A 23,890-nucleotide genomic window follows, 5' to 3' on the forward strand; every position below is an offset into this window, starting at 1 on the left:
GGACCATGCCGCTCGATCTTGACTTCGTCCGCCGCCAGTTTCCGACCTTCTCGGAGCCCGCGTTGAGGGATCGCGCGTTCTTCGAGAATGCCGGCGGCTCCTATGCCTGCCAGCCGGTGATCGACCGGCTGACGCGGTTTTACCGGGAACGCAAGGTGCAGCCCTACGGCCCCTATGCCGCCTCGGCCGCGGGCGGGGAGGAGATGGACGAGGCGCGGGCGCGCCTCGCCGCGATGATGGGGATCAAGACTCATGAGCTAAGCTTCGGCCCCTCGACGACGCAAAACACCTACGTGCTGGCCCAGGCCTTCCGGCGCCACCTGAAGCCCGGCGAGGCCATCGTCGTCACCGATCAGGATCACGAGGCCAATTCCGGTCCCTGGCGGCGGCTCGGCGAGGAGGGGGTGGAGATCCGCGAATGGAAGATTGACCCGGAGACCGGGCATCTCGATCCCGCGCGTCTTGTCCCGCTGCTGGCGGACGGAAAGGTTCGGCTCGTCTGCTTTCCGCATTGCTCGAACGTGGTGGCAGAGATCAACCCGGTCGCTGAGATCGTCGCCCTCGCGCATGCGGCGGGCGCGGTCACCTGCGTCGACGGGGTGAGCTACGCGCCGCACGGCATTCCGAACGTCGCGGCGCTCGGCGCCGACATCTACCTCTTCTCGGCCTACAAGGTCTACGGGCCGCATCAGGGGATCATGGCGATCCGCGAGGATCTCGGGATGCGCCTGCCCAACCAGGGGCACTATTTCAACGGTGATGTGCTCTACAAGCGGTTCACGCCGGCCGGGCCGGATCACGCGCAGATTGCGGCCTCGGCCGGGATCGCGGACTATTTCGATGCGCTCCACGATCACCATTTCGCCCCCGAGCCCGACGCGGCAAAGCGCGCCGGGGCGGTGCATGACCTGATGCGAGCGCAGGAGATTGCCGCCTGCCAGCCGCTCCTCGATTACCTCGGGGCGCGCAACGATGTACGGCTCATTGGTCCGCGCAACGCGGCGGGGCGGGCGCCGACCGTCGCCGTGGCGCTGGGCCGGGCTGCCGAGCCGGTCTCGGCGGCGCTAGCAGACCACGGGATCAACTGCTGGGCCGGAGACTTCTACGCCGTCCGGCCCCTGACCGCGATGGGGGTCGATCTGGACGAGGGCGTGCTGCGTCTGTCGATGGTCCACTACACGTCCTCCGACGAGGTCGCGCGCTTGATCGCGGCCCTGGACAGGGTCCTGTAAGCGCCGCGCCGCTGCGCCGCTGGTGCCGCCGGGAGCGTCACACCGCGAGGGAGGCGAAATGGGAAGAGCTCCGGTCATCCTCTGGTTCCGCCGCGACCTGCGCCTATCCGACCATGAGGCGCTTTGCGCCGCAGCGGCGAGCGGACGGCCGGTCGTGCCACTGTTCATCCATGATGAAACCGTCGAGACGCTCGGGGCGGCCGCGAAATGGCGGCTCGGCGAGGGGCTGCGCGTCTTCGTCGGGGCCCTGGAGGCGACCGGCTCGCGCCTGATCCTGCGAAGGGGGACGGCGCTGGATGTGCTGCGCGCGACCGTAGTCGAGGTCGGGGCTAGTGCGGTATTCTGGCAGAGGGTCTACGACCGCGACGGCATCACGCGGGACCGCACGGTGAAAACCGCGCTGAAGGTCGCGGGGATCGAGGCGCGAAGCTTCGCCGGCGCGACTGTATTCGAACCCTGGGACGTCTCGACAGGATCGGGTGCGGCCTACAAGGTGTTCACCCCTTTCTGGCGCGCGATCCGCGGGCGGAATCCGGGCGAGGCATTGCCGCTGCCGGCATCGCTTGTCGCTCCGGAGAGCTGGCCCGCCTCGGAGTCGTTGAGGGGCTGGAACATGGGCGCGGCGTTGGATCGCGGCGCGAAAATCCTCGCGCGACATGCCGTGGTCGGCGAGGCGGCGGCCCGCGACCGTCTGGAAAGGTTCCGCGCCGAGCGACTCGAGCACTATGCCGAAGGGCGGGATCATCCGGCGCGACAATGCACGTCGGGCCTGTCGGAGAACCTTGCCTCGGGTGAGATATCGCCACGTGCCGTCTGGCTGGCGGCGCTCGGGGATTGGCAGGCCGGACGGCCGGGGGCGGAGAAATTCCTCTCCGAACTTGGCTGGCGCGAATTCGCCTGGCACCTGATGTACCACGCGCCGGACCTTGACCGCGCGAACTGGCGAACGGGATGGGACTCCTTTCCCTGGCGCGGCGACAACGCGGATGCCGAGCGATGGCGGCGCGGGATGACGGGCGAGCCCTTCGTCGATGCGGCGATGCGCGAGATGTTCGTGACCGGCCGGATGCACAACCGGGCGCGGATGATCGCGGCCTCCTATCTGACCAAGAACCTCCTGACCGACTGGCGCGTCGGGCTCGACTGGTTTCAGGAGTGTCTCACCGACTGGGACCCGGCCGCGAACGCGCTGGGATGGCAATGGGTCGCCGGATCGGGGCCGGACGCCGCGCCCTTCTTCCGGATCTTCAATCCGCGCCTGCAGGCCGAACGCTTCGATCGGGACGGCGGCTATCGGGCGGCGTTCATCGCGGAGGGGCAGGCAGAGCCGCCCCAGACGGCGCTTGAGTATTTCAAAGCCGCTCCGCGAAGTTGGAACCTCTCGCCGGGCGATCGCTACCCGACTCCGCTGACCGACCTCGCGGCGAGCCGGGCACGCGCTCTCGATGCCTATCGCGGGATGGATGCTGCGCCTGCGAGATAACCCGGTTGTCGTGTTTGATTTCAAGGATATATTTGTAATCAGGGAGGTCCCGATGGAAGCGTTGACGACCACCGAAGGACAGTCTGGTCTGCCGCGGTATTTCGCGCAGGTCTTCCGGATTGCGCAGGGCATGCGCAATGGCCGGCTCGATTTCGTGCTCGCCGATGGCCGCAGGTTCCGCGCCAACGGCGCGAATCCCGGCCCGGTCGCCGAGATCCATGTCCATGACGATGACATCTTCGCGCGGCTGATCCGCGAGGGCGATCTGGGCTTTTCCGACGCCTATCTCGATGGCGGCTGGTCGACGCCGGATCTCATGGCGTTCATGGATCTCGTCCATTGCGACAATGACGAGATCTACGACGGCTTTCCCGGAATGGGAGTGTTGCGGGCCTACGAGCGCATGCGGCACCATCTGCGGTCCAATTCACGCCGGCAGGCGAAGCGCAACATCGCCTACCATTACGACCTCGGCAACGAGTTCTATGAGAAATGGCTCGACCGGAGCATGACCTATTCCTCCGCTTTGTTCAAAACCGGGCAGGAGAGCCTCGAGGCGGCGCAGAAGCAGAAATACGCCTCGCTCGTCGACGGCATGGGCGCGAAGCCGGGCGACCACATCCTCGAGATCGGCTGCGGTTGGGGCGGTTTCGCCGAATACGCGGCGCGGGAGCGGGGGCTGCGGGTTACGGGGCTCACGATCTCGCAGGCCCAGCTTGAATACGCGCGTGCGCGGATCGCCCGCGCGGGGCTTCAGGACAGGGTTGACGTGAGGCTTCAAGATTACAGGGACGAACGCGGCACGTTCGATGGTATTGCCTCGATCGAGATGTTCGAGGCGGTGGGCGAAAAGTACTGGCCGGTCTATTTCGACACGCTCCGCGAGCGCCTGAAGCCGGGGCGAAACGCCACGCTGCAGATCATCACGCTTCAGGAGAAGCGCTTCGAGATCTACCGGAAAGGCGTTGACTTCATTCAGAAATACATATTCCCGGGCGGGATGCTGCCGTCGCGGAGCGCGCTTCAGCGGGAAATCCGCGATGCCGGGCTGGCGCTGGTCGGGTCGGTCGAATTCGGTGAAAGCTACAGCCAGACGCTGCGCCGCTGGTACGAGGTTTTCAACGCGCATTGGGATGAAATCGCCGGAATGGGATTCGATACCCGGTTTCAGCGCATGTGGAATTTCTACCTCGCCTCTTGCGCGGGGGCGTTTCACGGCGGAAACTGCGACGTGACGCAGATCACAATCTCGAGGCCAGCAGTCTAGATGCCCACAGCAGCTAAGCTCTTTGCCGCCTTCGCCTTCGCGGTCGTGGCGTTCTTCGCCGCGGAGGTCTTCAAGCCGCACATGCCCGAGGGTACCCAGTTCGGGTATTTCTCGTTCGTTTCCGCGCTGATCGGCGTGGTGGCCGGCTGGCGGGTTATGGGGCCGGATGCCGGGCGCGGCAACTGGATGGCGGTGAACTCGGGGATCAAGACCTCGGCCTGCGCTGTCGGACTCGCGCTTCTGATCTTCTCGACCTACGAGATGCTGCGCCTGGCCTTCCGGCCGGCCTACAAGTCCCCGATGGAGGCGATTGTCGGGATCTTCGACCTCGCGGTGGAGTTCTCCGTCTCGCTGATTGCCTGGGACGTGATCATGGTTCTCGTCGTCGGCGGCGCACTGGCGGGACTTCTTTCCGAATGGGCGGCCCGGCGCTGGAACTGAGACCTGTGAGTGCATTCTTCTTCTACGGGACGCTGTGTCACCTGCCACTCCTGCGCGCGGTGCTTGGGCGCGATGTAACCGTGCAGCCGGCACGCCTGGCGGGCCATGCGGTCTTCTGGGCCGAGGGAAAGTCCTTCCCGATGCTCGTCGAGGCCGAGGGCGTCGCTGACGGCATCTATGTTCGAGACCTGGACGCGGCGGATGTGGCACGGCTCGATTTCTACGAGTGCGGTTTTGCCTATGGAACCCGCGAGGTCACGGTCGAGACCGCGTCCGGTGCGGCGACCGCGCGGGTCTACTATCCCGAGCCCGACCTGTGGCAGGAGGGCGCGCCCTGGAGTCTCGATGACTGGGTGGCGCGCTGGGGCGACGTCGTCGTCACGACGGCAGGCGACGTCATGCGGCATATCGGCCGTGCCGATGCCGCGGCGATCCTCGCGCGGTACCCGATGATGCTGGTGCGCGGAGACTCGCGTCTCAGGGCGCAGCGCGAGGGCAGTCCGACCCGGCTCCGGCGCCGGGCCGAGCCGGGAGACGTCGAGGAGGATTGCGCCGCCGAGGTCTATTCGAACTTCTTCTCGGTCGAGGAATACGACCTGCGGTTCCGCCGCTTCGACGGCACGATGAGCCCGACCCTCAACCGCGCAGTTTTCATGTCCGGCGACGCGGCGGTGGTGCTTCCCTACGACCCCTTCCGCGACCGCGTGCTCCTGATCGAGCAGTTCCGGATGGGGCCTTACGGGCGCGGCGACCCGCAGCCCTGGCTCCTCGAAGCGATCGCCGGCCGGATCGACGGGGCAGAGACACCCGAGGATGCCGCCCGGCGCGAGGCGCGGGAGGAGGCGGGGCTCGAGCTGCGTGACCTCCTGCCGGCGGCGCATTTCTATCCCTCGCCGGGCGCCAAGGCCGAGTTCCTCTACACCTATGTCGGCCTTGCCAACCTGCCCGACGGCATCGTGGGGATCGGCGGCGCGCAGGGCGAGAACGAGGATATCCGGGCCCATGTCGTGCCGTTCGACATGCTGATGGATCTGGTCGCGAGCGGCGAGATCACCGCCGGTCCGCTGGTGCTTCTGGCGCACTGGCTCGCCGCCCGCCGGCCGGCGCTGCGCGAGGATGCCGGCGGGGCTTGAGGTCCGCTGTCGCCCGGCCTAGGTATGGGGCACGCGACAGGAGGTTTGGCCATGCGTGTTTACAGCGATCTCGCCGCTGCGGTGGGCAACACCCCCCTGATCCGGCTCCGCAAGGCAAGCGAACTGACGGGGTGCGAGATCCTCGGCAAGGCGGAGTTCCTCAATCCCGGCCAGTCGGTGAAGGACCGCGCCGCGCTCTACATCATCCGCGACGCGGTGGCGAAGGGGCTCCTGAAGCCCGGCGGCACGATCGTCGAGGGCACTGCCGGCAACACCGGGATCGGGCTCGCGCTGGTCGGTGCCTCAATGGGATTCCGCACCGTCATCGTGATCCCCGAGACCCAGAGCCAGGAGAAGAAGGACATGATCCGGCTCGCGGGTGCCGAACTGGTCCAGGTTCCGGCCGCGCCGTATAAGAACCCCAACAACTATGTGCGTTATTCGGGCCGGCTCGCCGCGAAGCTCGCCGAGACCGAGCCGAACGGCGCGATCTGGGCCAACCAGTTCGACAACGTCGCCAACCGCCAGGCCCATGTCGAAACGACCGGACCGGAGATATGGGAGCAGACCGGCGGCCGGATCGACGGCTTCGTCTCGGCGGTCGGTTCGGGCGGCACGCTCGCCGGGGTGGCGATGGCGCTGCAGCCGAAGGGCGTGAAGATCGCGCTCGCCGATCCTGACGGCGCGGCGCTGCACAGTTATTACACGACCGGAGAACTGAAGGCCGAGGGCTCCTCGATCACCGAGGGGATCGGGCAGGGGCGGATCACCGCCAACCTTGAGGGCTTCCGCCCCGACATGTCCTTCAACATCCCCGATTCCGAGGCGCTGCCGATCGTCTTCGACCTGCTCGAAGAGGAAGGGCTCTGCATGGGCGGCTCGACCGGGATCAACGTTGCCGGCGCGATCCGCATGGCCCGCGAAATGGGGCCGGGTCACACCATCGTCACGCCGCTTTGCGACTATGGCCAGCGGTACCAGTCGAAGCTCTTCAATCCCGATTTCCTGCGGGCGAAGGGGCTGCCGGTGCCGCACTGGCTCGACAAGGCGGCGCGCGCGCTGCCGAGCGTGTTCGAAGACTGATGCGCTGGTTCCGGCTCCTCCTGCTGGCGCTGGTTCTCGGCGCGGCGCCTGCGGCCGTACTCACGCTGCTTCCCGTGGCGGCCGCGGCGCAACAGGCGGTCGAAGAGCCCGATTACGATGACTGGGAGACCGACGCGAAACTCGCGGAAGCGGCCCTGGCCGCGAAGGCGGCGAGCAATCAGGCTTTCGAGATTTTGCGCGAGAAGCTCGTCGGCTGGCGGGCGAAGTTTTCCGCCGCTCAAAGCGCCAATGCCGCCCAGATCGACACGGTGAAGGACCAGATCGCTGCGCTTGGCCCGGCGCCGAGTGAGGAAAAGCCGGACGCGCCCGAGATTGCCACCCGTCGCAAGGCGCTGAACGACCAGCTCTCGCAGCTGCAGGCGCCGGGGCTGGAGGCCGAGGAGGCGCGCAGTCGTGCCGACGGCCTGATCCGCCAGATCGACGCGGTGATCCGCGCCCGGCAGGCCTCGGAGCTTCTGCGGCTGTCACCAACGCCGGTCAATCCGGGCAACTGGCCGGCCGGGTTCGCGGTGCTGACCGAAGGGCTCAAGACGCTTTTGTCGGAGACCCGCGAGGCCTGGCAGAACCCGGTGCGGCGGACCGAACTGCAGAACAACCTGCCGGTGATCCTGTTGTACCTCGCGATCGCCGGCGTCCTCATGCTGCGCGGGCCGCAGTTCATGGAGCGGCTGGTCACGCGGATTGCAACCGGCGATTCGATCCGCCGGCGCAATATCGCTGCGGCGATCCTGTCGCTCGGCCAGGTGGTGGTTCCGGTCGGCGGCATGGTGCTGCTCGTGCTCGCGATCGAGAACACCAGTATGACCGGAACGCGCAGCGGGGCGCTGGTCGGCGCGTTGCCCCGGGCGGCTTTCCTCTTCTTCACGACCCGCTGGATCGGAAGCTGGCTCTTTCGCGTCGAGGGAGGTGCGTTTCTGACGGAACGCCCGCTGGAGGCGCGGTTCCATGTGAACATGATCGCGCTGATGCTGGCGCTGGAGGCGTTGCGCACCGCGTTCATCACCGAGGTTCGACCGCCCTTGTCGATGGCCGCGCAGGCGGTCTGGGCGGCGCCGTTCGTCTGTATCGTCGCGGTGTTCCTGTTCCGGCTCGGCCAGCTCATCCGCCCGCGATCAGGCATGATTGCGGTGACCGACGGCGGAGTGGAATTCCGCAAGCGGATCCTGCGCCTCGTCGGCACGGCGGTGATCGTCGTGTCGGTGCTGGCGCCGGCGCTGGCGCTCATCGGCTATGTCGCGGCGGCAAACGCGCTGATCTGGCCGACGGCCAAATCGCTCGGCCTTATGGGCCTGATCCTTCTGCTGCAACGCTTCGTATCCGACGTCTATCTCGTTGTCACCGGCCGTGGCGAGGAGGGGCGCGAGGCGCTCTTCCCGGTCCTCACCGGATTTGCGTTGACGCTGCTGGCGCTGCCGGTCTTCGCGCTGATCTGGGGGGCGCGGGTCGCGGACCTGTCCGAAGCCTGGACCCGGTTCAGCCAGGGCATCACGATGGGAGGAATCCGGCTGTCGCCGACGGTCATGATCACCTTCCTGCTGATCTTCCTGATCGGCTTCATGATCACGCGGATGACGCAGGCGGCGCTCAAGGCGGCGGTGCTGCCGCGCACCCGGCTCGACAAGGGCGTGCAGAACGCGCTCATCTCCGGGATCGGCTATGTCGGGATCTTCCTCGCCGCGCTGGTCGCGATCACCGGCGCCGGCATCGACCTGTCGTCGCTTGCCATCGTTGCCGGTGCGCTCTCGGTCGGTATCGGCTTTGGCCTGCAGAACATCGTCTCGAATTTCGTCGCGGGCATCATCCTGCTGATCGAGCGGCCGATCTCGGAAGGCGACATGATCGACGTCAACGGGCAGTTCGGCACCGTGAAGGGGATCTCTGTTCGCTCCACCTGGATCGAGACTTTCGACCGGACCGACGTGATCGTGCCGAACGCCGATCTCGTTTCGGGCGTGGTGACGAACCTCACGCGTGGCAACCTCACCGGGCGGCTGATCGTTCCGGTCGGCGTCGCCTATGGCAGCGACACCCGCAGGGTGCAGGCGATCCTGTTGGAGATAGCAGAAGCGCAGCCGCTGGTGATGGTCGATCCCGCGCCCTCGGTGCAGTTCGTGGCGCTCGGCGCGGATAGTTTGAACTTCGAGGTCCGGGCAATCCTGTCGGACGTGAACTACAAGCTCGACGTGCAGACCGAGATCCTGCACGAGGTCACCGAACGCTTCGCTGCAGAGGGGATCGAGATTCCCTTCGCGCAGCGCGACCTCTGGATCCGCAATCCCGAGGCGCTCGTCGGGAGCCGGTCGGTGCCCCGACGGAGCGGACCGAAGCAGGCTGAGGCGAAGCCGTCATCACAAGGTCCGGCCGACAGCTTTCTCGTTCACAACGATCCTGATGGTGATGGCGGCGACGGTGACGACCTATGACTTCGCACCTTCTCTTTCGTGACGATCCTTATCTGCGCAAGGCACCGGCCCGCGTCACGGGTCTGACCCCCGAGGGCGGGATCGTGGTCGACGCGAGCCTCTTCTATCCGACCGGCGGCGGTCAGCCGGGGGACGCGGGATGGCTCGACTGGGACGGCGGAGAGGTCGCCATATCCACCGCGATCAAGGGGGAGGGCGGTGCCGTGGTCCTCGTCCCCGAAACGCCGGGGGCGCTGCCGCCGGCAGGTGCGTCGGTGCTGCAACGGCTCGACTGGGACAGGCGTTACCGGCACATGCGGGTGCATACCGGGTTGCATCTTCTGTCGGTCGTGATCCCGCTGCCGGTGACCGGCGGCCAGATCGGCGATCGGAAGGGCCGGCTCGACTTCGACATGCCGGAGCCACCCGAAGACGTGGCGGCACTGGAAGAGCAACTGAACGCGCTGGTGGCCCGCGATCTGAAGGTGGGCGAGGACTGGATCACCGACGCTGAACTTGCCGCCAATCCGGGTCTCGTCAAGACCATGTCCGTCGCGCCGCCGGTGGGGCAGGGGCGGGTCAGGCTGATCCGGATCGGAGCGGGCGCCGACCAGGTGGACCTGCAACCCTGCGGCGGCACCCATGTCGGACGCACGGGCGAGATCGGGCACGTGACGATTGGCAAGGTCGAGAAAAAGGGCCGGCAGAATCGACGTGTCAGCGTCTTCCTGTCGGATTGAACGCCGCCGCCAAGGCCGCTTGACGAATTTCTGCAATGCGGCATACTCCGCCGACGGGGATATCGCATCGAGTCGTTCTGCCTGACGTGACCGGTCTCCCCACAGAGCGTCTCCTGCCGGACGCGATCATTCGGAGCCCTGCGGTGCCTTGGCACCCAACCTGCCCGAACAGCTGCCTGGCGATGCCCGATCACGGCACTCCGGCGGAGCGAAACAACAGATGACCCAGCCCGTACTTGCCCCGATCACCGGGGCCGGCGCCGCGCGGCGCCGCGCGACGTCGTGAGCGACGGACATAACGAGCCCACCGGGGGCTTGGCCACCCTGACGCTCGGCGCGATCGGCGTCGTCTATGGCGACATCGGCACCTCGCCGCTTTACGCGCTGCGCGAGGCATTGCGGCCGGTGGCTCAGGACGGGCTCGTGCGATCCGAGGTCATCGGCGTGATCTCGCTCCTGATCTGGGCGCTGATCATCATCGTCACGGTCAAGTACGTCCTGATCCTGCTGCGCGCGGATAACCAGGGCGAGGGCGGCATTCTCGCGCTCTACACGCTCGCACGGCTGGCGATCGGACGGCGCTCGATTCCCGTCCTCGTGCTCGGCATCCTTGGTGCGGCCCTCTTCTTCGGCGACGCGGTGATCACGCCCGCGATCTCGGTGCTGTCGGCCGTCGATGGGATCGGCCTTGTCGCTCCACATTTCCAGTCCTTCGTTCTGCCGGTCACGATCGGTATCCTGATCGCGCTCTTTGCGATCCAGAGCTACGGTACCGGCGCAATCGCCTTTGCCTTCGGCCCGATCACCGTGGTCTGGTTTCTGACGATGGGCATCACCGGGGCGCTGCAGCTCGCGGCCGAACCCGGCGTCCTCGCGGCTTTCGATCCCCGCTTTGCCATCAGCTTCCTGATCGAGCACCGTCTGCTCGCCTTCGTGGTGCTGGGCGCGATCTTCCGTGCCGTGACCGGGGCCGAGGCGCTCTACGCCGATCTCGGCCATTTCGGACGCCGGCCGATCATGCTCGCATGGTTTGCGCTGGTGTTCCCGGCGCTGGTCCTCAACTACCTCGGCCAGGGGGCTCTGGTCCTGCGCGACCCTTTCGCGCTCGTGAATCCGTTCCTTAACCTGGTGCCGCCCGCTCTCCTGCCCGCGCTCGTCGCACTTGCCACGGCCGCGACCGTCATCGCCGCCCAGGCGGTGATTACCGGCGCGTTCTCCATGGCGCGCGCCGCCATCCAGCTTGGCCTATTGCCGCGTCTGACGATCCGGCACACGTCGGAATCCCAAAGCGGGCAGATCTACCTGCCCGCCGTCAACGCGCTCCTGCTGATTGGGGTGCTGTCATTTGTATTCGGCTTCGGCACGTCCAAGGCGCTCGCGTCCGCATATGGCATCGCGGTCACCGGCGCGATGCTGGTGGACACCGTGCTGGCCGTGGTCTTTGCAAGTCGCGGATGGCGTATCCCGCTTTTCGTTTCGATCCTCGTGGCGGTCCCGTTCCTGGTGCTGGAGACGGCGTTTTTCGAGTCCAACCTGCTCAAGCTTTTCGATGGCGGTCACGTGCCCGTCCTGATCGCATCCGGTCTCGGCCTGGTGATGGCAAACTGGTGGCGCGGAACACAATTGTCGCTCGCGCTGAGCCAGAAACAGAAGGTGGATCTTGAGAGTTTCGCCTCATCGATGCTCACGAGCTCGGCCCAGGTCGTGCCGGGGGTGGCGATGTTCTTCACCTCGAATGCGAGCTCGGTCCCGCCGGCGCTCCTGCACAATCTTAAACACAACCGGGTCATGCATGTGCGCAACATCATCGTGACCGTCGAGACGGCGCGGGTGCCGCATGTCGGCGACGAGGAACGCGCGGAGTACCAGGAAATCAACGAACGCTTCGCCCGGCTAAGGCTTCGCTTCGGCTTCATGGAGACGCCGAACGTGGCCCGCGCGCTCGGCCAGGCCCGCCGCGAAGGATTGAAGTTCGTCGTCATGGAGACCTCGTTCTTCCTCGGCCGCCGCAAGGTGGTTCTAGGCGCCCGTGCCGGGGTATTGCGCCTGCTTGACAGGATCTACATCGCCCTCACGCGTGTCGCCGCGGATCCGTCAGATTTCTATCGCCTCCCGCGGGACCGGGTGGTCGAACTCGGCGCGCGGATGACCGTATAGTTTTCGCCGACGGCCCCTTGCACAACGCCATGCGCCGCGTATAAACAGCGCCGAACGGAGAGGTGGCCGAGTGGTCGAAGGCGCACGCCTGGAAAGTGTGTAGGCGGGGAACCGTCTCGAGGGTTCGAATCCCTCTCTCTCCGCCACAACTTCTTACTATATGATTGAAATTACAAGGTTTTCTGAGTTTAGATTTTTCATCTTCCCCCAAAAATTCCCCCTTTAGGTGCTGGACACCTCGGAATCCGGCCGAATATCCGCATCTTCGCGCGGGTGCGCCGCCTTATTAGACTCAGTACCTAGCCAATGCCCCTTAGGTCGGTCGCGAAGATGTCATGATCTCGGATTGCGTAGCAAAAAGTATGCGATCAGGAACGGAAGCAGCATCGCAACCACCTGACCGACGACAGACCCGGCATCGAAATACGGGTCACCTGATGCGGGCTCCGGGGAAAAGGTCATCGACAACACGCTGCCCAGAACCATCAGTAGGCCAAGCACGACGAATAACCAGCCCATTACACGTCTCATAAGACCACCCTCATCCAACGAGCGTTCATGTATGCCTGGGGCCGAATGCTGGTGCATCAATGGCGCGCTGGCAATAGAGAAACTCGAAATCCGCCGTCTGGCAGAACCGAAGCATCTTTCCCGAATGTTCGTGACAGGTTAGCCTGCCATTATGCGCGCGATCTTATTGGTTGTTGTTACGTTCCTCGCGGCGCGTTCATTGGCCAAAGGCGGGTCTTGCCCGATGGCCGTGTCCCAAGGCTGCTGCGCGCAACATCATGACGCCAATCTCTGAGGAGAGGGCCATCCGATGGTAGTTCAAAATCAGATAAGATTTCTTGTTCTGCTTATCAGCCTGTCTGCCCCGGCTCCCGTAGCAGCCCAGACTTTGAGCCCCGAAGATGTCGAAAAATTCGTCGCAGGCTCCATGCGCACATGCGTTCCCGGCACAACAGAACGGATGATCTCCGAAGGAGCCGATGCAGATCGAGCGTCGCTCTTCGCGACCGAGTATTGCAGGTGCACGGGCGCGTCGTTGGCGGCGAGCATGAACCGTCAGGACATTGAGTTGTTCGAAGCCGAAGGGCGCTATCCTGAAGCCGTTATTAATCGCGTGCCCGGCATTAGTTTGGCGTGCTATCAATATGCCGTCGAGCTGCTAGGTGATCCGCGTCTGAACTAGGTGCCCCTTGGATTGGCTTCCCGCCGCCGCCGGGGGCACCCACTGCCGCCCCCCGGATCACGCGAGACGCCGCCCAGCGGTATCCACAGTATGTGGCGGGAACAGTATGATATTCCGTTGTGTTTTCTCTAAGCCTGACGATTGACTCGAAATCAGCCCCCTCACCTCAAAAGTTTCAAACTTTGTATATTATTATCAATATTTTATGTTGCACTTATCCACCAAGAAATCATGAGGGTTAACCTTAGGGTCCGAGCCGCTCGGTTTGGGCGCTGGCATCATGTCCCGCTGAATCTCTACGGCGCATGGCCGGGTCAAGTTCAGGATTGGAAGAGGAAAAGCGGTTTCATCCTTCGCACGGTTGTACCCAACCGTCAGTATCGCCGAAATTCAGCCGCCGACTTGGCGTATGCGATCCCATTCCACGGTCGCTGCTTTTCAGACAGTGACACGACGCGCCCCGTCCACGTTCGCGCGTCGCAGTTCGGGCTTGCGCTGCTTACAGAGGCTTCGGCAGACGGATGGTCGGCAGACACCGGGAGCGGGGCAACGCCCGCTCCCCTCTGGGACAAAACTGACGAAACTGACAATACCCGGATTTCTGGACCGGGTAGTCCTACATCGGTCGGTTGCGCCAGCGTCTAGCTCGCCTGCTTCGCGGCCTGCTGCCATCTCATCATTTTCGTTCAGCATGAATCGCCGGATTCACCAGAAACAGGCGCTGCGGCCTGCCGCCTCGCGGAGCGGGCGGGGGTTCGACCGGCCGGATACAGTCGCCGTCTTCGAGCATCGTCAGGGCGGGATTGAGTTCGGCCGCCGCGCCGAGCCCCTGTCGGTCGAGCCGCAGAACATCGCGCGATGTAAACTGCTGCCATTCGGCTTCCCGGATTATCTCAACCAGTCGCCGCGCCGCGCGGAGCGGCTTCGAGTCCGATGCCTCAGCATAAGCGCGCCGTGCCATCGGCAGGAGATACATCTCGGCCAGCTGCGCGGCGCGGCCAAAGTGCTCGACCGTGATTTCGCGCGGCTCATCTGCCTCGTCTGCCGCCCAGTCGAGGACTGCCAGAACCAGCGATAGGCGCGCCACCAACCCCGGCAGCTTCCCGATGAAGGAAAGCAGCAATCCCTCAGCCCCGGCTTCCCATTCCCGCACTGCGCGCCGGAAGTCATCCATCCGGTCGCGTGCGCCTTCCGTAAATTGCAGGAAAGACGGGTGGGTTTCGCCGTTCGCTTCGGTCACGAGGTCGAGCGACAGCAGTCTTGCCAACGCTGCGTCGATCAATGCGTCATCGCCCCACGCACTGGGGCGGTTAAGCGGCGCGGGTTCCGGCCATATCGGCAGGAAGCGCGCTAATAGCCCGTCATCGTCGGCCTTGAACAGGAGGCTCCGCAGCCGGTCAGGCTGGATGCCGCCAACAACGCCAATTGCGAGCCGGTCAATGGTCAGCGGTTCACGCCCCATGCGCTCCACCGTGAAGCCGCGCCCGCCATAGGCTTCGAGCCAGAACGGGCGGTCAGACCCGCCACCGGAATAGCGCTGCATCCCCTCAAGCCATCCCGCCAGTTCGTCACGGGTTTGCAGCAGCCCGCGCGGTTGCCGTGCGACAATCGCGCCCAGCTTCTCGATTGTGCCGTCATTCACGACGAGCCGGGGGATATGGGGCTTTGCGGCGAGGGTTGCGCCTACCGGTTTCGCGGGCGGAGTCTTGCCTTCCTTGATTGCGGCCTTGACGGATTCCTTCCATACGGATTCCACCAGCTTCGCAACCTCGGCGCTTTCTTCCCATGCGGCCAGTTCGGCATTCGCACGCTCACGCATCGGCCGTTCCGCTCGGAGCAACGGCGCAAGTACCGCGTCGATTGCGGGGCTTTTCCCGGCGCTTGGCAGTCCGATGCACGCAGCCCATATTATCGGCGGTTCGGTCCAACCGCGCCACGGGGACACCCAGCGCGCATTGCCGATAGTCGCTCCCGCGACCGCCAGAAGCGCGGCGAACACAAAGTCGGCCGGTGCGCCCTTTGCCTTGGCCGCATCGTTGACCCAAGCCGCCAGACGCGGCCCGAGCACATCGCACAGTGGCAGTTCCGGCGCGGCAGCCATTTCCGCGCGCAAGAGCCGGTCGTCGGGGGCTGGCCAATCGGGCTCAAAGGGGATTTCTTGGTGTGCGAGCACGTTCATGCGTCACCACCTTTCATGCGGAGAACATCGTTCCAGTCGCGCCCCGACGGCGCGGGAAGAAAGGATACCGCCCAGCCGAGCGCGTGCGCGCGTTCGGCCAGGATATGCGCGGCGTAGCGGCCCGCTACGTCCCCGTCGTGTGCGATGGTCAACCGTTGCGGTCGAGCGGGAAGCCGAAGCCCCCGCATGCCCGACGTTGACAGCGCCGCCCATATCGTCGCCGGGGCGCGCAGAAGCCCACAGGCAAGGCTCAGGGCGGTTTCTACGCCCTCTGCCACCACCAGCGTCCCCGGCCCGTCAGTGAGCCGCACCGCGCCGCCCTTAACGGCCCCGAGCATCGCCTTGGCGGGCTCTGCTTCGGCCTTGCCGGGGCCATCGGGTGCAAGGTACGTGCGATGCACCGCGAACCCCTCGGCCCCGTCCACGCGCGCCACCAGCGCCGGGAAGCGCCGCGCGCTCTTGTGCCAGCATGACGGATGAAAGCGCAGCGTGTCGGGCAGTGCGCAGGTGATGCCGCGCCCGAGCAGGTAGGCTTCCGCAATGGTGCCCGAAATCGGTCCGGCTTCCCGCCAGAGGGCTTGCGCCTGCCGCCCGCGCTTCTCGGCCTCGGCTTGCTCCTCGGCGCGTCGGCGCGCCAGTTCCGCAGGGTCGGGGGCGGCGCAAACGCCCCCGTCCAGAAGTCCTCGGCTCCGCAGCGCATCGGCAATCGCGGGAAAGCGGCAGCCCGCGTGACAGCGGGCCAGGAGCCGCCCCCCGGCTCCGTCCGACAGGGACAGCGCGGGAGTGCGGGTGTTGCGGTGCGCCGGGCAGAAGGCAAGCCCGTAGGAGCCATGCCAGCGCCCGCCTAGCGCTTCGGTCAGGGTGCGCGCGTTCGTCATGCCACCTCTCCGAAATGCTCGGGAAGTGCCCGCAATACAGCCAGCGCGGCCGGGTCAACAGGCGCGCAGAACGAGGCGCAGGCTTTGATTAGGGCCGCGCGGGTACGGAAGTATCTCTTGCCGCGCCAGGGCCGCTCTGCGCCGCCTTTTTTTCGGTGTTGCAGTATCCACTGTAGGTCGTCCCGACATGTGACTACACGCCACCTGTCACCGAGGCGAACGACCACATGTGCGTAATTGTCGGCTGTTTCCTGTTCGGCCTGTAATTCTGTCCGTTCCGGCGGAATCGGAGTGTCCGCCGCAAACGCTGAGCGGTTCCTCCGGTCCGACTCCTGTCGACACAGGTTCCGGACCCCATCGGTTTTTCGCACGGAATTACGCCGCGTCCCGGTCGGCCTTGCGACCCTCAAGCCATGCGGCAATCTCGACCTCAGGCCAGCCCACGGCTCTAGCCCCGAGCTTGATCGGAACGGGAAAGGTGCCGTCAGCTATCTTGGCGTAGATGGTCGACCGCGAAAGACCGGTGAGAGACTTCAATTCGGGTAGTCGGAGGATTTTCATCTGTCCCCATCCTGTTTCCGGGTCACCGGTCCGCGTTTGTGGTTGCCAGTCGACCCGCGTTGAGCGAGAAATGGGGTATAGGTGGCATCAATACTCCTATACCCCGGCTCCCTTGGCGGACGGCAATCCGCCTTGGGGGCCATTAGCTGTTTCGCATCAGCCAGTAGCTAGACATTAACGAATGCCGAAGCAGTCGCAATAATTTCTTTTTAGTTCATCTACTTACAGGAAAAGCCATAAGTTATGGGTTTTGAGGAGCCGCACGATTTCATCGGGTTGCGCCCCTTGTCCGATTAGGCGCTGGTGATTTTTTTTTGCTCATGTTTGCGGCTGCTGGCGACAAGGCCGGAATTACGCGGCGAGTCATGTCCCCCAGACAGGCGGTTGATTCGCCTCTCGACCACCGTGCGGCGTCAAAACGCACCTATGGGCACAATCTTGGCCCCCTCTTCGCCGCGCACGAACCGCCCCCAAGTTTCACCCATCGCCCGTCGCCGTTCGAGCATGTCGCTCCGACGATAAGCGCGCTCCACCTCGCTGCCGACGGTATGGGCCAGCGCGATTTCGGCCATGTCGCGCTCATAGCCCCGTTCCGCCGCCCAGTCGCGAAAGGTCGAGCGGATACCATGCGGCACGGCAGGCTTCTTGCTTCTCGGGTCAAGGTATCCCTCCCGCCCCGCCTTTTCCTCGGCTTCCTGCATCCGCCGCATGACGGCTGATATTGTCATATCGGATAGCTTGCCGCCGCGAGGAGCGGGAAAGACCAGCGCGCTCGCAGCAGGCTTCTGCCAGCCGTCGCCGTAGGGCATGCCGGAGACGTCGAGCAAGATTGCGACCGCTTCCCGCGTCAACGGAACGCGGTGCTCCCGTTTCGCTTTCATCCGCCCCGCCGGGATAACCCAAACCGCGCTTCGGATTGCGAGAGAGGTTTTGTCGGTTTTGTCAGTTTTGTCCCAGCCCTCAAACTCCACCTCGCCCCAGGTCATACCGCGCACCTCACCCGACCGCGCCGCCGTCAGGGTCAGGAACTGCAGCGCCCGTGCTGCTATTCCTTCGCGTTGGCTAAGGGCCGCCCACCAGCGCGGCACGTCGGCCAGCGCAAGTGCGGGGTGATTGTCGGGCTTTGCAACCTTTGAGGGTTTCGGCAGAAGTTCCGCCAGATTACCACCCCAGCGCGCTGGATTGTCGCCCGAGCGGTGGCCCGCAACGGTCGCCCAGCTTAGAACCGCTTCGATACGTCCGCGAAGTCGTGACGCGGTTTCCGTCTTGGTAAGCCATATCGGTTCGAGCACGCGCAGCACGTCGCGCACCTCAATTGCCTGCAGCGGCATGGAGCCGAGAACCGGGACTGCGTAGGTGTCGAGCGTCGCCCGCCATTGCTTGCGGTGTTTCTCGTTGCCAAACTCGGCTGATTTCTTCGCCAGATACTTTTCCATCGCGTCCCTGAAGGTCAGGGCGTCGCGGACCCTGTGTTTCTCGGCCAGCGGGTCGCCCCCTTCCACGGCCAGCCGCTTGTTGTCGGTCGCCTTCCGCCGTGCGGTCGCAAGTGAAACGATTGGCGGGCTCCCCAGCCCGATTTCACGCCGTCGCCCCTGTATGGTGATGCGCTGCACCCAGAACCGCGCTCCGTTTGGGTCAACGCGGAGATAAAGCCCGATACCGCCGCCGTCGTGATACTTGCCCGGTTCCAGATTCGCCGTCAGCTTTGCCGCCGTCAGAGCATTTGCGCTTCGTCGCGCCTTGGCTGTCACGATCCACTTCCCCCTTTTCTTCCCCCAGCAAGCGCCGGAATGCCCAAGATAGCACTGGAATAGTCAGGACACAGAAGTATAAAACATGTCAATAAACAATGGCATGCGTGGACGTCTCTGGATTGTCTCGGAATATACTGTGGCTGCCTCTCTCTCCGCCAGCCACCCCTGATTGTGCAGTTACTTTTGCATGGCGCGCCATTTCTTCGCGACATAACCGCGGCTTGGCACTGCGAAGCGCCGCGCGAGACCGGATCATACCGGCCTCATGTGGGTCGGAATGCGTAGGCGTCTCAGTCGGCCAACCGAGACGCTTCGGTTTTTCGGGGCCTGCCCCGGAAACAGGGAATTAACAGGGAAATTCAAAATGACGCGCCGGCCGACCAGGCCGGGTGCGGAAGCTATTCCTGCTGAACCGGAGACGATCTCAAGCGAAGCCGAACTGGGCTTCCTGCTCGGCCCAGTCGAGCGGAATAGGTGTGCGCGCAAGGCGTTCGGCGGTAAGGTCGGGTGGATGGGTGCCGTTCAGGATCGCGGCCTGGATCTTCGGGGAGAGGAACGCGAAGGGCGCGCGGGTGCGCAGATAGGAGTCGGCATGCCCGCCCTCGGCCGCAATCTCGGTGAGGCCCTTGCCTGATCGAAGATCTCCAACCCAGCGATGCGCCAGGGCCAAGGTCCGGCGCAAGGTCTGGTCAGGAAAAGGGCGTATCTGACCTGCAACGATCTTTGTCTCCACGCCGCGCCGGCGAACCCGGGATTTGCAGTTAAAGCGTAGTGCCGCCTCGGAGATTTCCCCACCAGCCAGATCAAGGGCGTGTGAGACAACCGCGGGATCGAGAGCTATGTCGAGATTACCGGGCGCGATCGTTATGGATTGAACGAGCGCAAGTGTCTCGATCGCCATCTCGGATTCCGGGCGAACCATTCGATCCTCGACCCGCGCCGCGAGTTCGAGGGAGCGCGCGGCGTCGGGTGCGGCGAGCAGTCGGTGGCTCCGCGCGGCATCGACGAGATGCGCGGTGACGGCAGCCCGAACGGCGCTCTCGATCGAGCGGGATGGAATTCGCCAAGCCGTGCGATCCGCGCCACCGGAGAGAAGCCGATTGGAGATGTAGTATCGATAGCGGCGGTCATGCCTTTGGGTGTGGGTCGGGGTGAGGAGGTCCCCGGTGTCGTCGCGGATCTTGCCCTTGAGTGGCGCAACGTGTTCCGAGGCGGGCCGATTCCGATCGCTCTCAATCTTTGCCTGCACGGGCCGTGGTGAGAGACCTGCTGTCCCTCTCGGCTTGCGCGCAGCTTTCTGCAACTCATCCTGGACCACCCGCCAGAATTCGTCGTCGATGATTGCGGGATGGGTCCCAGCGTAGCAGGCGTCCTTGTGACGGATCAGCCCGCGGTAGACCGGGTTCGTGAGGATGTAGTGGATTTGCCCGCGCGTGAGGCGACCGCCGCCGCGTTCGGCACCGGACGCAAAGTGGTGCCGCTTGGAGCAGATACCCTCTGCCGCACATCGGGCCTCGATCTCGCCGAGATCGAGCCCGTCGCGCCGGAAGCCGAAGATCCTGCGCACCAAGACGGCTTCGTCCGCCTTAACCACGAGTTCGCGGCGCAGCGGATCGGGATGGCGGTCATAACCGAGCGGGGCAAGCCCGCCCATCCAGAGCCCCTTCTTCTTCGATGCCGCGATCTTGTCGCGGATCCGTTCGGCGGTCACTTCGCGCTCGAACTGGGCGAAGGACAGCAGGACATTGAGCGTCAGCCGTCCCATCGAAGTCGAGGTGTTGAAGGCCTGCGTGACGGAGACGAAGGAACAGTTGCGCGCTTCGAGGCGCTCGAGCAGCCGCGCGAAATCGGCCAGGGACCGGGTCAGCCGATCGATCTTGTAGACCACCACCATGTTGACGCGGCCAGCATCGATCTCCGCAAGGAGGCGCTGCAGAGCCGGGCGGTCGAGCGTGCCGCCGGAGATGCCGCCATCATCGAAACGGGCAGGAAGCAGCTTCCAGCCCTCGTGCTTCTGGCTCGCGACATAGGCCGCGCAGGCCTCGTGCTGCGCATCGAGGGAGTTGAAGGCCTGGTCGAGCCCCTCGTCGGACGATTTCCGGGTGTAGACGGCGCAACGGATCATGGTGGGACCTTTGGTCACGTGGCTCTCCGCGATACCGGAAGACCGGGCCTCGTGGTCCGCCGGGACTTGTTCTGGTCGGTGACTGTCCGCGGATCGGTCAGGCCGAAGAACCGCGGGCCCGACCACTGCGCGCCGGTGATCGCGCGGGCGACGGCCGAAAGGGAGCGGTAGGACTTGCCGTTCCAAAGGCACCCCCGCGGGAGCATCTCGACCACATGCGTCACACCGTTCCACTCGCGCAGGAGGCGCGCACCGGGCTGGAGCGATGCGGTCGGCCGTCGCTCGTGGCCGAGGTCGATCCTTCGGAGCTGGGCCAGGAGCGACGTTGGAAGCCCCCCGTGCTGGCGGGACTGGAGCTCGAAGGCGAGAAAGCGGCGCAGAAAACCCTGGCTGAGCCCTTTCGGGACGTTGGAGCCGAAGATCTGCCGCCACCAGGCGATCAGGGTCTGCCGGTCGGCCGCGGCGATGTCCGGGACGCTTGGCAGCCTCCTCTTTTGAACGCGCCAGACTAGCCGCGCCTGCACATTGGACTGCATCGGATCTTTATCGAACATGGTCCATCCTCCTGCCCGGCGGCGCTCGTTTGGCCGCTGCTACGAGGACGAACCCCGAGTGGGCGAGGCGAATCAGTCATCGCTTCACTTGGGCTCGAAGTCCAATGGTTTGCGCTGGAGCTTGCTCGGTTTTGTAGGAAATTATCATGACCGTGATATTCATTGCCCGCCGCGCGATGCGGCGCCGATGGCAGAAGTATCATGTTCATGATAAAGCACTGTTAATATTTGTAAAAAATGGAAAACTGACAGCGAAATCTGTTGACGTGTTCGCCCCTTGTTCTCAGGCTTGCAATCGATCCACACGACCGGATCGATGGAGGCGAAGAGCGAAGGTCAACAGTGTCGTAGATCGGGCCAATCGTTCCTCCACCTCACAGCTTTGATCGCGCCCACGGGGTTGCGGGACTGCCCGCATCTTCATGGTCGTGGTCTGCCCGCATTCACCGGGAGATCGCTCCTGGAACAATTTGGAGGCTATCTTGCCTGATCAGGGCATTGAATATCTGAACCCAGGGGCGCTCAGGCCCTTTGGACGCAATGCGCGCAAGCATCCCGAAAAACAGATCCGCACACTCATGCGCTCGATCGAGAGCCTTGGCTTCAACGCGCCGATCGTGATCGATGAGGACAACATGGTGCTGGCTGGGCACGGGCGGCTCGAGGCGGCGAAACGTCTTGGCATGTCGTTCGTGCCCTGCTTCCGGGTGACGCATTTGAGCGCCGAGGAGGCACGCGCCTTCGTCCTCGCAGACAATCGCCTGGCCGAAGACGCTACCTGGGATGACGATCTTTTGGCCGAGGAACTCAAGGATCTCTTCAGCCAGCCGGATCTCACCTTTGAGGTCGAGGTGACCGGCTTCACCTTGGCCGAAATCGATGACCGGATCGGCGCGCAGGATCCGGAGGCGCTTGATGATCCGGAGGACGATCTGCTCCCGGCGGTTCTGCCGCGGCGCGTCTATCCGGGTGACCTCTGGCAGATCGGAGCGCACCGGCTCCTCTGCGCAGACGCGCGTGATCCCGTGGCCTACGAGGTACTTGTCGAGGACCGCAAGGTGCGCATGGTCTTCACCGATCCGCCCTACAACGTGCCGATCGAGGGTCATGTGAGCGGCGGCGGCAAGATCCGCCACCGCGAATTCGATATGGCCGTCGGCGAGATGACCTCCATGCAGTTCACCGCTTTCCTGCGCACCGTTCTTGACCGCATGGCCGGTCATTGCCACGACGGGGCAATCCTCATGGTGTGCATGGACTGGCGCCACATGGTCGAGATGGTCCGCGCTGGCAGGGATGCCGGATTGGTCCTCAAGAACCTCTGCGTCTGGGCCAAGACGAACGGCGGCATGGGCACCTTCTACCGGTCGCGCCACGAGCTGGTCTTCGTCTTCAAGGCCGGCACGGCCCCCCATGTCAACACGTTCGGCCTCGGCGAGGGCGGGCGCTACCGCACCAATGTCTGGGAATATCCCGGTGCGACAGCGCTTACCGCGGAGGGCCGCTCCGATCTCGCCTCCCACCCGACCGTCAAGCCGGTGCGGCTGGTGGCCGATGCGATCCGCGACGTCACCGGGCGCGGTGACATCGTTCTCGACGCCTTCGGCGGGTCGGGGACGACGCTGGTCGCCGCCGAAAGGACCGGGCGGATCGCTGCCTTGATCGAACTCGATCCGCGCTACGGCGACCTGATCCTCGCGCGGGCTGAGAAGGCGACGAAGGAAGATGCGGTGCAGCTGGTCTGCGGCTGGCCGCGCCGGCTAGATAACGAGGAGGCTGACCAATGAGCGACCATGACGAAGAGCAACCCGATGTGAAGCGGGACACCGAGCGCGACGGCGTGACGCTGCAAGAAGATCGCGCGTCGAAATCCGCAAAAGCCAAGGAGACGCGTAGGAATGCGCTTGGGAAGAAAAAGAGCAAGCCGGGTGTCGGCGGGCTCGATCCGGCCCTCGGGCTACCGCCGATCAACAAACTGAAGCTCTCGAAAAGCGCGGGCGTCGGGTATGGCCAGCCGCCGGCGGAACACCGCTTCCAGCCAGGAGTATCGGGCAACCCCCGGGGGCGGCCGATCGGTGCGAAGACGCGGCGGCTCAGCCCCGATGGCTATCGCTTCCATGAAGGCCTGCGCGCCGAACTCGAACGCTCCGTCAAGTATCGCGAAAACGGGGAGGACCGCGAGATGCCGGCGATCCAGGCCGTCATCCGCCAACATATCAACAAGGCCATGCAGGGCGTGATTGGCTCCGCAAGGTTGATCGTGGACGCGGCCGGCCAGGTCGAAAACTATGACCGGCGTCAGCATGAGCGTCTGATTGAGACCATGATCGAATACAAGCAGAGCCATGAAACGAGGCTCCGCGCACTTGAGCGCAACCCCGATCGGGCGCAGGCGGCCGAGATCCCGCTGCCGCATCCGGACCACATCGAGGTCGACTTCGTGTCCGGGGAGGTCTTGCTCAAGGGGCCGGCCACCGAAGCCGAGCGCTACGCCCTGGAGAAAGCATGGGAGCTGCGCGAACGATTCCGCGAATATGTGAAGGCCGCGGATGAGATTCTGGAAAGCGAAACGTGTGAGACCACGAGGAAGTTCCTGATCGAAGCCCGGCAGAAGTTGGTTGAGCAGATCCAGCTCTTCACGGATGCGCTCGGGGACGGGGAGGACGGTAGCCGAGAGTGAGGACGGCG

Annotated in this window: 19 protein-coding genes and 1 tRNA gene; 13 read left to right on the forward strand and 7 right to left on the reverse strand. The window is 64.7% G+C overall.

Going from position 1 to position 23,890, the window contains the following annotated elements; genetic code table 11:
* Positions 1–5: 5 nt before the first annotated feature.
* The 10 genes from OEZ60_RS01655 to OEZ60_RS01705 all read left to right on the forward strand — a co-directional run bounded on the left by OEZ60_RS01655 (position 6) and on the right by OEZ60_RS01705 (position 12,105).
* Positions 6–1,232 (forward strand): aminotransferase class V-fold PLP-dependent enzyme, encoded by a 1,227-nt coding sequence (locus tag OEZ60_RS01655; RefSeq protein WP_263332566.1) that lies wholly within the window; start codon positions 6–8, stop codon positions 1,230–1,232.
* A gap of 58 nt (positions 1,233–1,290) precedes the next feature.
* Entirely contained in the window at positions 1,291–2,715 is a 1,425-nt protein-coding gene (locus OEZ60_RS01660; RefSeq protein ID WP_263332568.1) for a cryptochrome/photolyase family protein, read from the forward strand.
* Between the two features lie 52 nt (positions 2,716–2,767).
* Complete coding sequence (locus OEZ60_RS01665; RefSeq protein WP_263332570.1) at positions 2,768–3,982, forward strand: SAM-dependent methyltransferase; 1,215 nt, start codon at positions 2,768–2,770, stop codon at positions 3,980–3,982.
* The gene (locus tag OEZ60_RS01670) at positions 3,983–4,423 is read left to right on the forward strand and encodes a TrgA family protein (RefSeq protein ID WP_263332572.1); all 441 of its coding nucleotides are present in this window, start codon (positions 3,983–3,985) and stop codon (positions 4,421–4,423) included.
* 5 nt (positions 4,424–4,428) lie between these two features.
* Positions 4,429–5,556 (forward strand): NUDIX domain-containing protein, encoded by a 1,128-nt coding sequence (locus OEZ60_RS01680; RefSeq protein WP_317852805.1) that lies wholly within the window; start codon positions 4,429–4,431, stop codon positions 5,554–5,556.
* 51 nt (positions 5,557–5,607) lie between these two features.
* Positions 5,608–6,639 (forward strand): cysteine synthase A, encoded by a 1,032-nt coding sequence (locus tag OEZ60_RS01685; RefSeq protein ID WP_263332574.1) that lies wholly within the window; start codon positions 5,608–5,610, stop codon positions 6,637–6,639.
* On the forward strand, positions 6,639–9,083 hold the full coding sequence (locus OEZ60_RS01690) for a DUF3772 domain-containing protein (RefSeq protein WP_263332576.1): 2,445 nt from the start codon (positions 6,639–6,641) through the stop codon (positions 9,081–9,083). Before OEZ60_RS01685 ends, OEZ60_RS01690 begins: the two co-directional genes overlap by 1 nt.
* Positions 9,080–9,802, forward strand: coding sequence for an alanyl-tRNA editing protein (locus OEZ60_RS01695; protein WP_263332578.1), 723 nt, complete (start codon positions 9,080–9,082; stop codon positions 9,800–9,802). The genes OEZ60_RS01690 and OEZ60_RS01695 overlap by 4 nt, the downstream gene beginning before the upstream one ends.
* Positions 9,803–10,117: 315 nt before the next feature.
* On the forward strand, positions 10,118–11,959 hold the full coding sequence (locus tag OEZ60_RS01700) for a potassium transporter Kup (RefSeq protein WP_263332580.1): 1,842 nt from the start codon (positions 10,118–10,120) through the stop codon (positions 11,957–11,959).
* A 56-nt stretch (positions 11,960–12,015) separates the two neighbouring features.
* Positions 12,016–12,105 (forward strand) — tRNA-Ser (locus OEZ60_RS01705).
* A gap of 187 nt (positions 12,106–12,292) precedes the next feature.
* On the opposite strand, the gene OEZ60_RS01710 is transcribed toward OEZ60_RS01705, so the two are convergent.
* A complete protein-coding gene (locus OEZ60_RS01710; RefSeq protein ID WP_263332582.1) occupies positions 12,293–12,478 on the reverse strand; it encodes a hypothetical protein in 186 nt (61 codons plus the stop codon).
* Between the two features lie 301 nt (positions 12,479–12,779).
* Between OEZ60_RS01710 and OEZ60_RS01715 the strand changes: the two genes are divergently transcribed.
* Positions 12,780–13,151: a hypothetical protein gene (locus OEZ60_RS01715; protein ID WP_263332583.1), complete on the forward strand. Its 372-nt coding sequence runs from the start codon at positions 12,780–12,782 to the stop codon at positions 13,149–13,151.
* 676 nt (positions 13,152–13,827) lie between these two features.
* On the opposite strand, the gene OEZ60_RS01720 is transcribed toward OEZ60_RS01715, so the two are convergent.
* The 6 genes from OEZ60_RS01720 to OEZ60_RS01745 all read right to left on the reverse strand — a co-directional run bounded on the left by OEZ60_RS01720 (position 13,828) and on the right by OEZ60_RS01745 (position 21,202).
* Positions 13,828–15,330, reverse strand: coding sequence for a YfjI family protein (locus tag OEZ60_RS01720; RefSeq protein ID WP_263332585.1), 1,503 nt, complete (start codon positions 15,328–15,330; stop codon positions 13,828–13,830).
* Positions 15,327–16,208 (reverse strand): toprim domain-containing protein, encoded by an 882-nt coding sequence (locus OEZ60_RS01725; protein ID WP_263332587.1) that lies wholly within the window; start codon positions 16,206–16,208, stop codon positions 15,327–15,329. Before OEZ60_RS01725 ends, OEZ60_RS01720 begins: the two co-directional genes overlap by 4 nt.
* 375 nt (positions 16,209–16,583) lie before the next feature.
* The gene (locus OEZ60_RS01730; protein WP_263332589.1) at positions 16,584–16,769 is read right to left on the reverse strand and encodes a helix-turn-helix transcriptional regulator; all 186 of its coding nucleotides are present in this window, start codon (positions 16,767–16,769) and stop codon (positions 16,584–16,586) included.
* A 413-nt stretch (positions 16,770–17,182) separates the two neighbouring features.
* Positions 17,183–18,520 carry a tyrosine-type recombinase/integrase gene (locus tag OEZ60_RS01735; RefSeq protein ID WP_263332591.1) on the reverse strand — a complete coding sequence of 446 codons (1,338 nt, stop codon included), beginning with the start codon at positions 18,518–18,520 and terminating at the stop codon, positions 17,183–17,185.
* Between the two features lie 427 nt (positions 18,521–18,947).
* A complete protein-coding gene (locus tag OEZ60_RS01740; protein WP_263332593.1) occupies positions 18,948–20,666 on the reverse strand; it encodes a recombinase family protein in 1,719 nt (572 codons plus the stop codon).
* Positions 20,663–21,202, reverse strand: a complete 540-nt coding sequence (locus OEZ60_RS01745) for a DUF2924 domain-containing protein (RefSeq protein WP_263332595.1) — start codon at positions 21,200–21,202, stop codon at positions 20,663–20,665. Before OEZ60_RS01745 ends, OEZ60_RS01740 begins: the two co-directional genes overlap by 4 nt.
* 578 nt (positions 21,203–21,780) lie before the next feature.
* Between OEZ60_RS01745 and OEZ60_RS01750 the strand changes: the two genes are divergently transcribed.
* Together OEZ60_RS01750 and OEZ60_RS01755 are read left to right on the forward strand one after the other, a co-directional pair.
* On the forward strand, positions 21,781–22,989 hold the full coding sequence (locus OEZ60_RS01750; protein WP_459178382.1) for a site-specific DNA-methyltransferase: 1,209 nt from the start codon (positions 21,781–21,783) through the stop codon (positions 22,987–22,989).
* Complete coding sequence (locus tag OEZ60_RS01755) at positions 22,986–23,882, forward strand: DUF5681 domain-containing protein (RefSeq protein WP_263332599.1); 897 nt, start codon at positions 22,986–22,988, stop codon at positions 23,880–23,882. The genes OEZ60_RS01750 and OEZ60_RS01755 overlap by 4 nt, the downstream gene beginning before the upstream one ends.
* Positions 23,883–23,890 lie beyond the last annotated feature (8 nt).

Source organism: Albidovulum salinarum (assembly GCF_025673475.1).
Lineage (GTDB): Bacteria > Pseudomonadota > Alphaproteobacteria > Rhodobacterales > Rhodobacteraceae > Albidovulum > Albidovulum salinarum.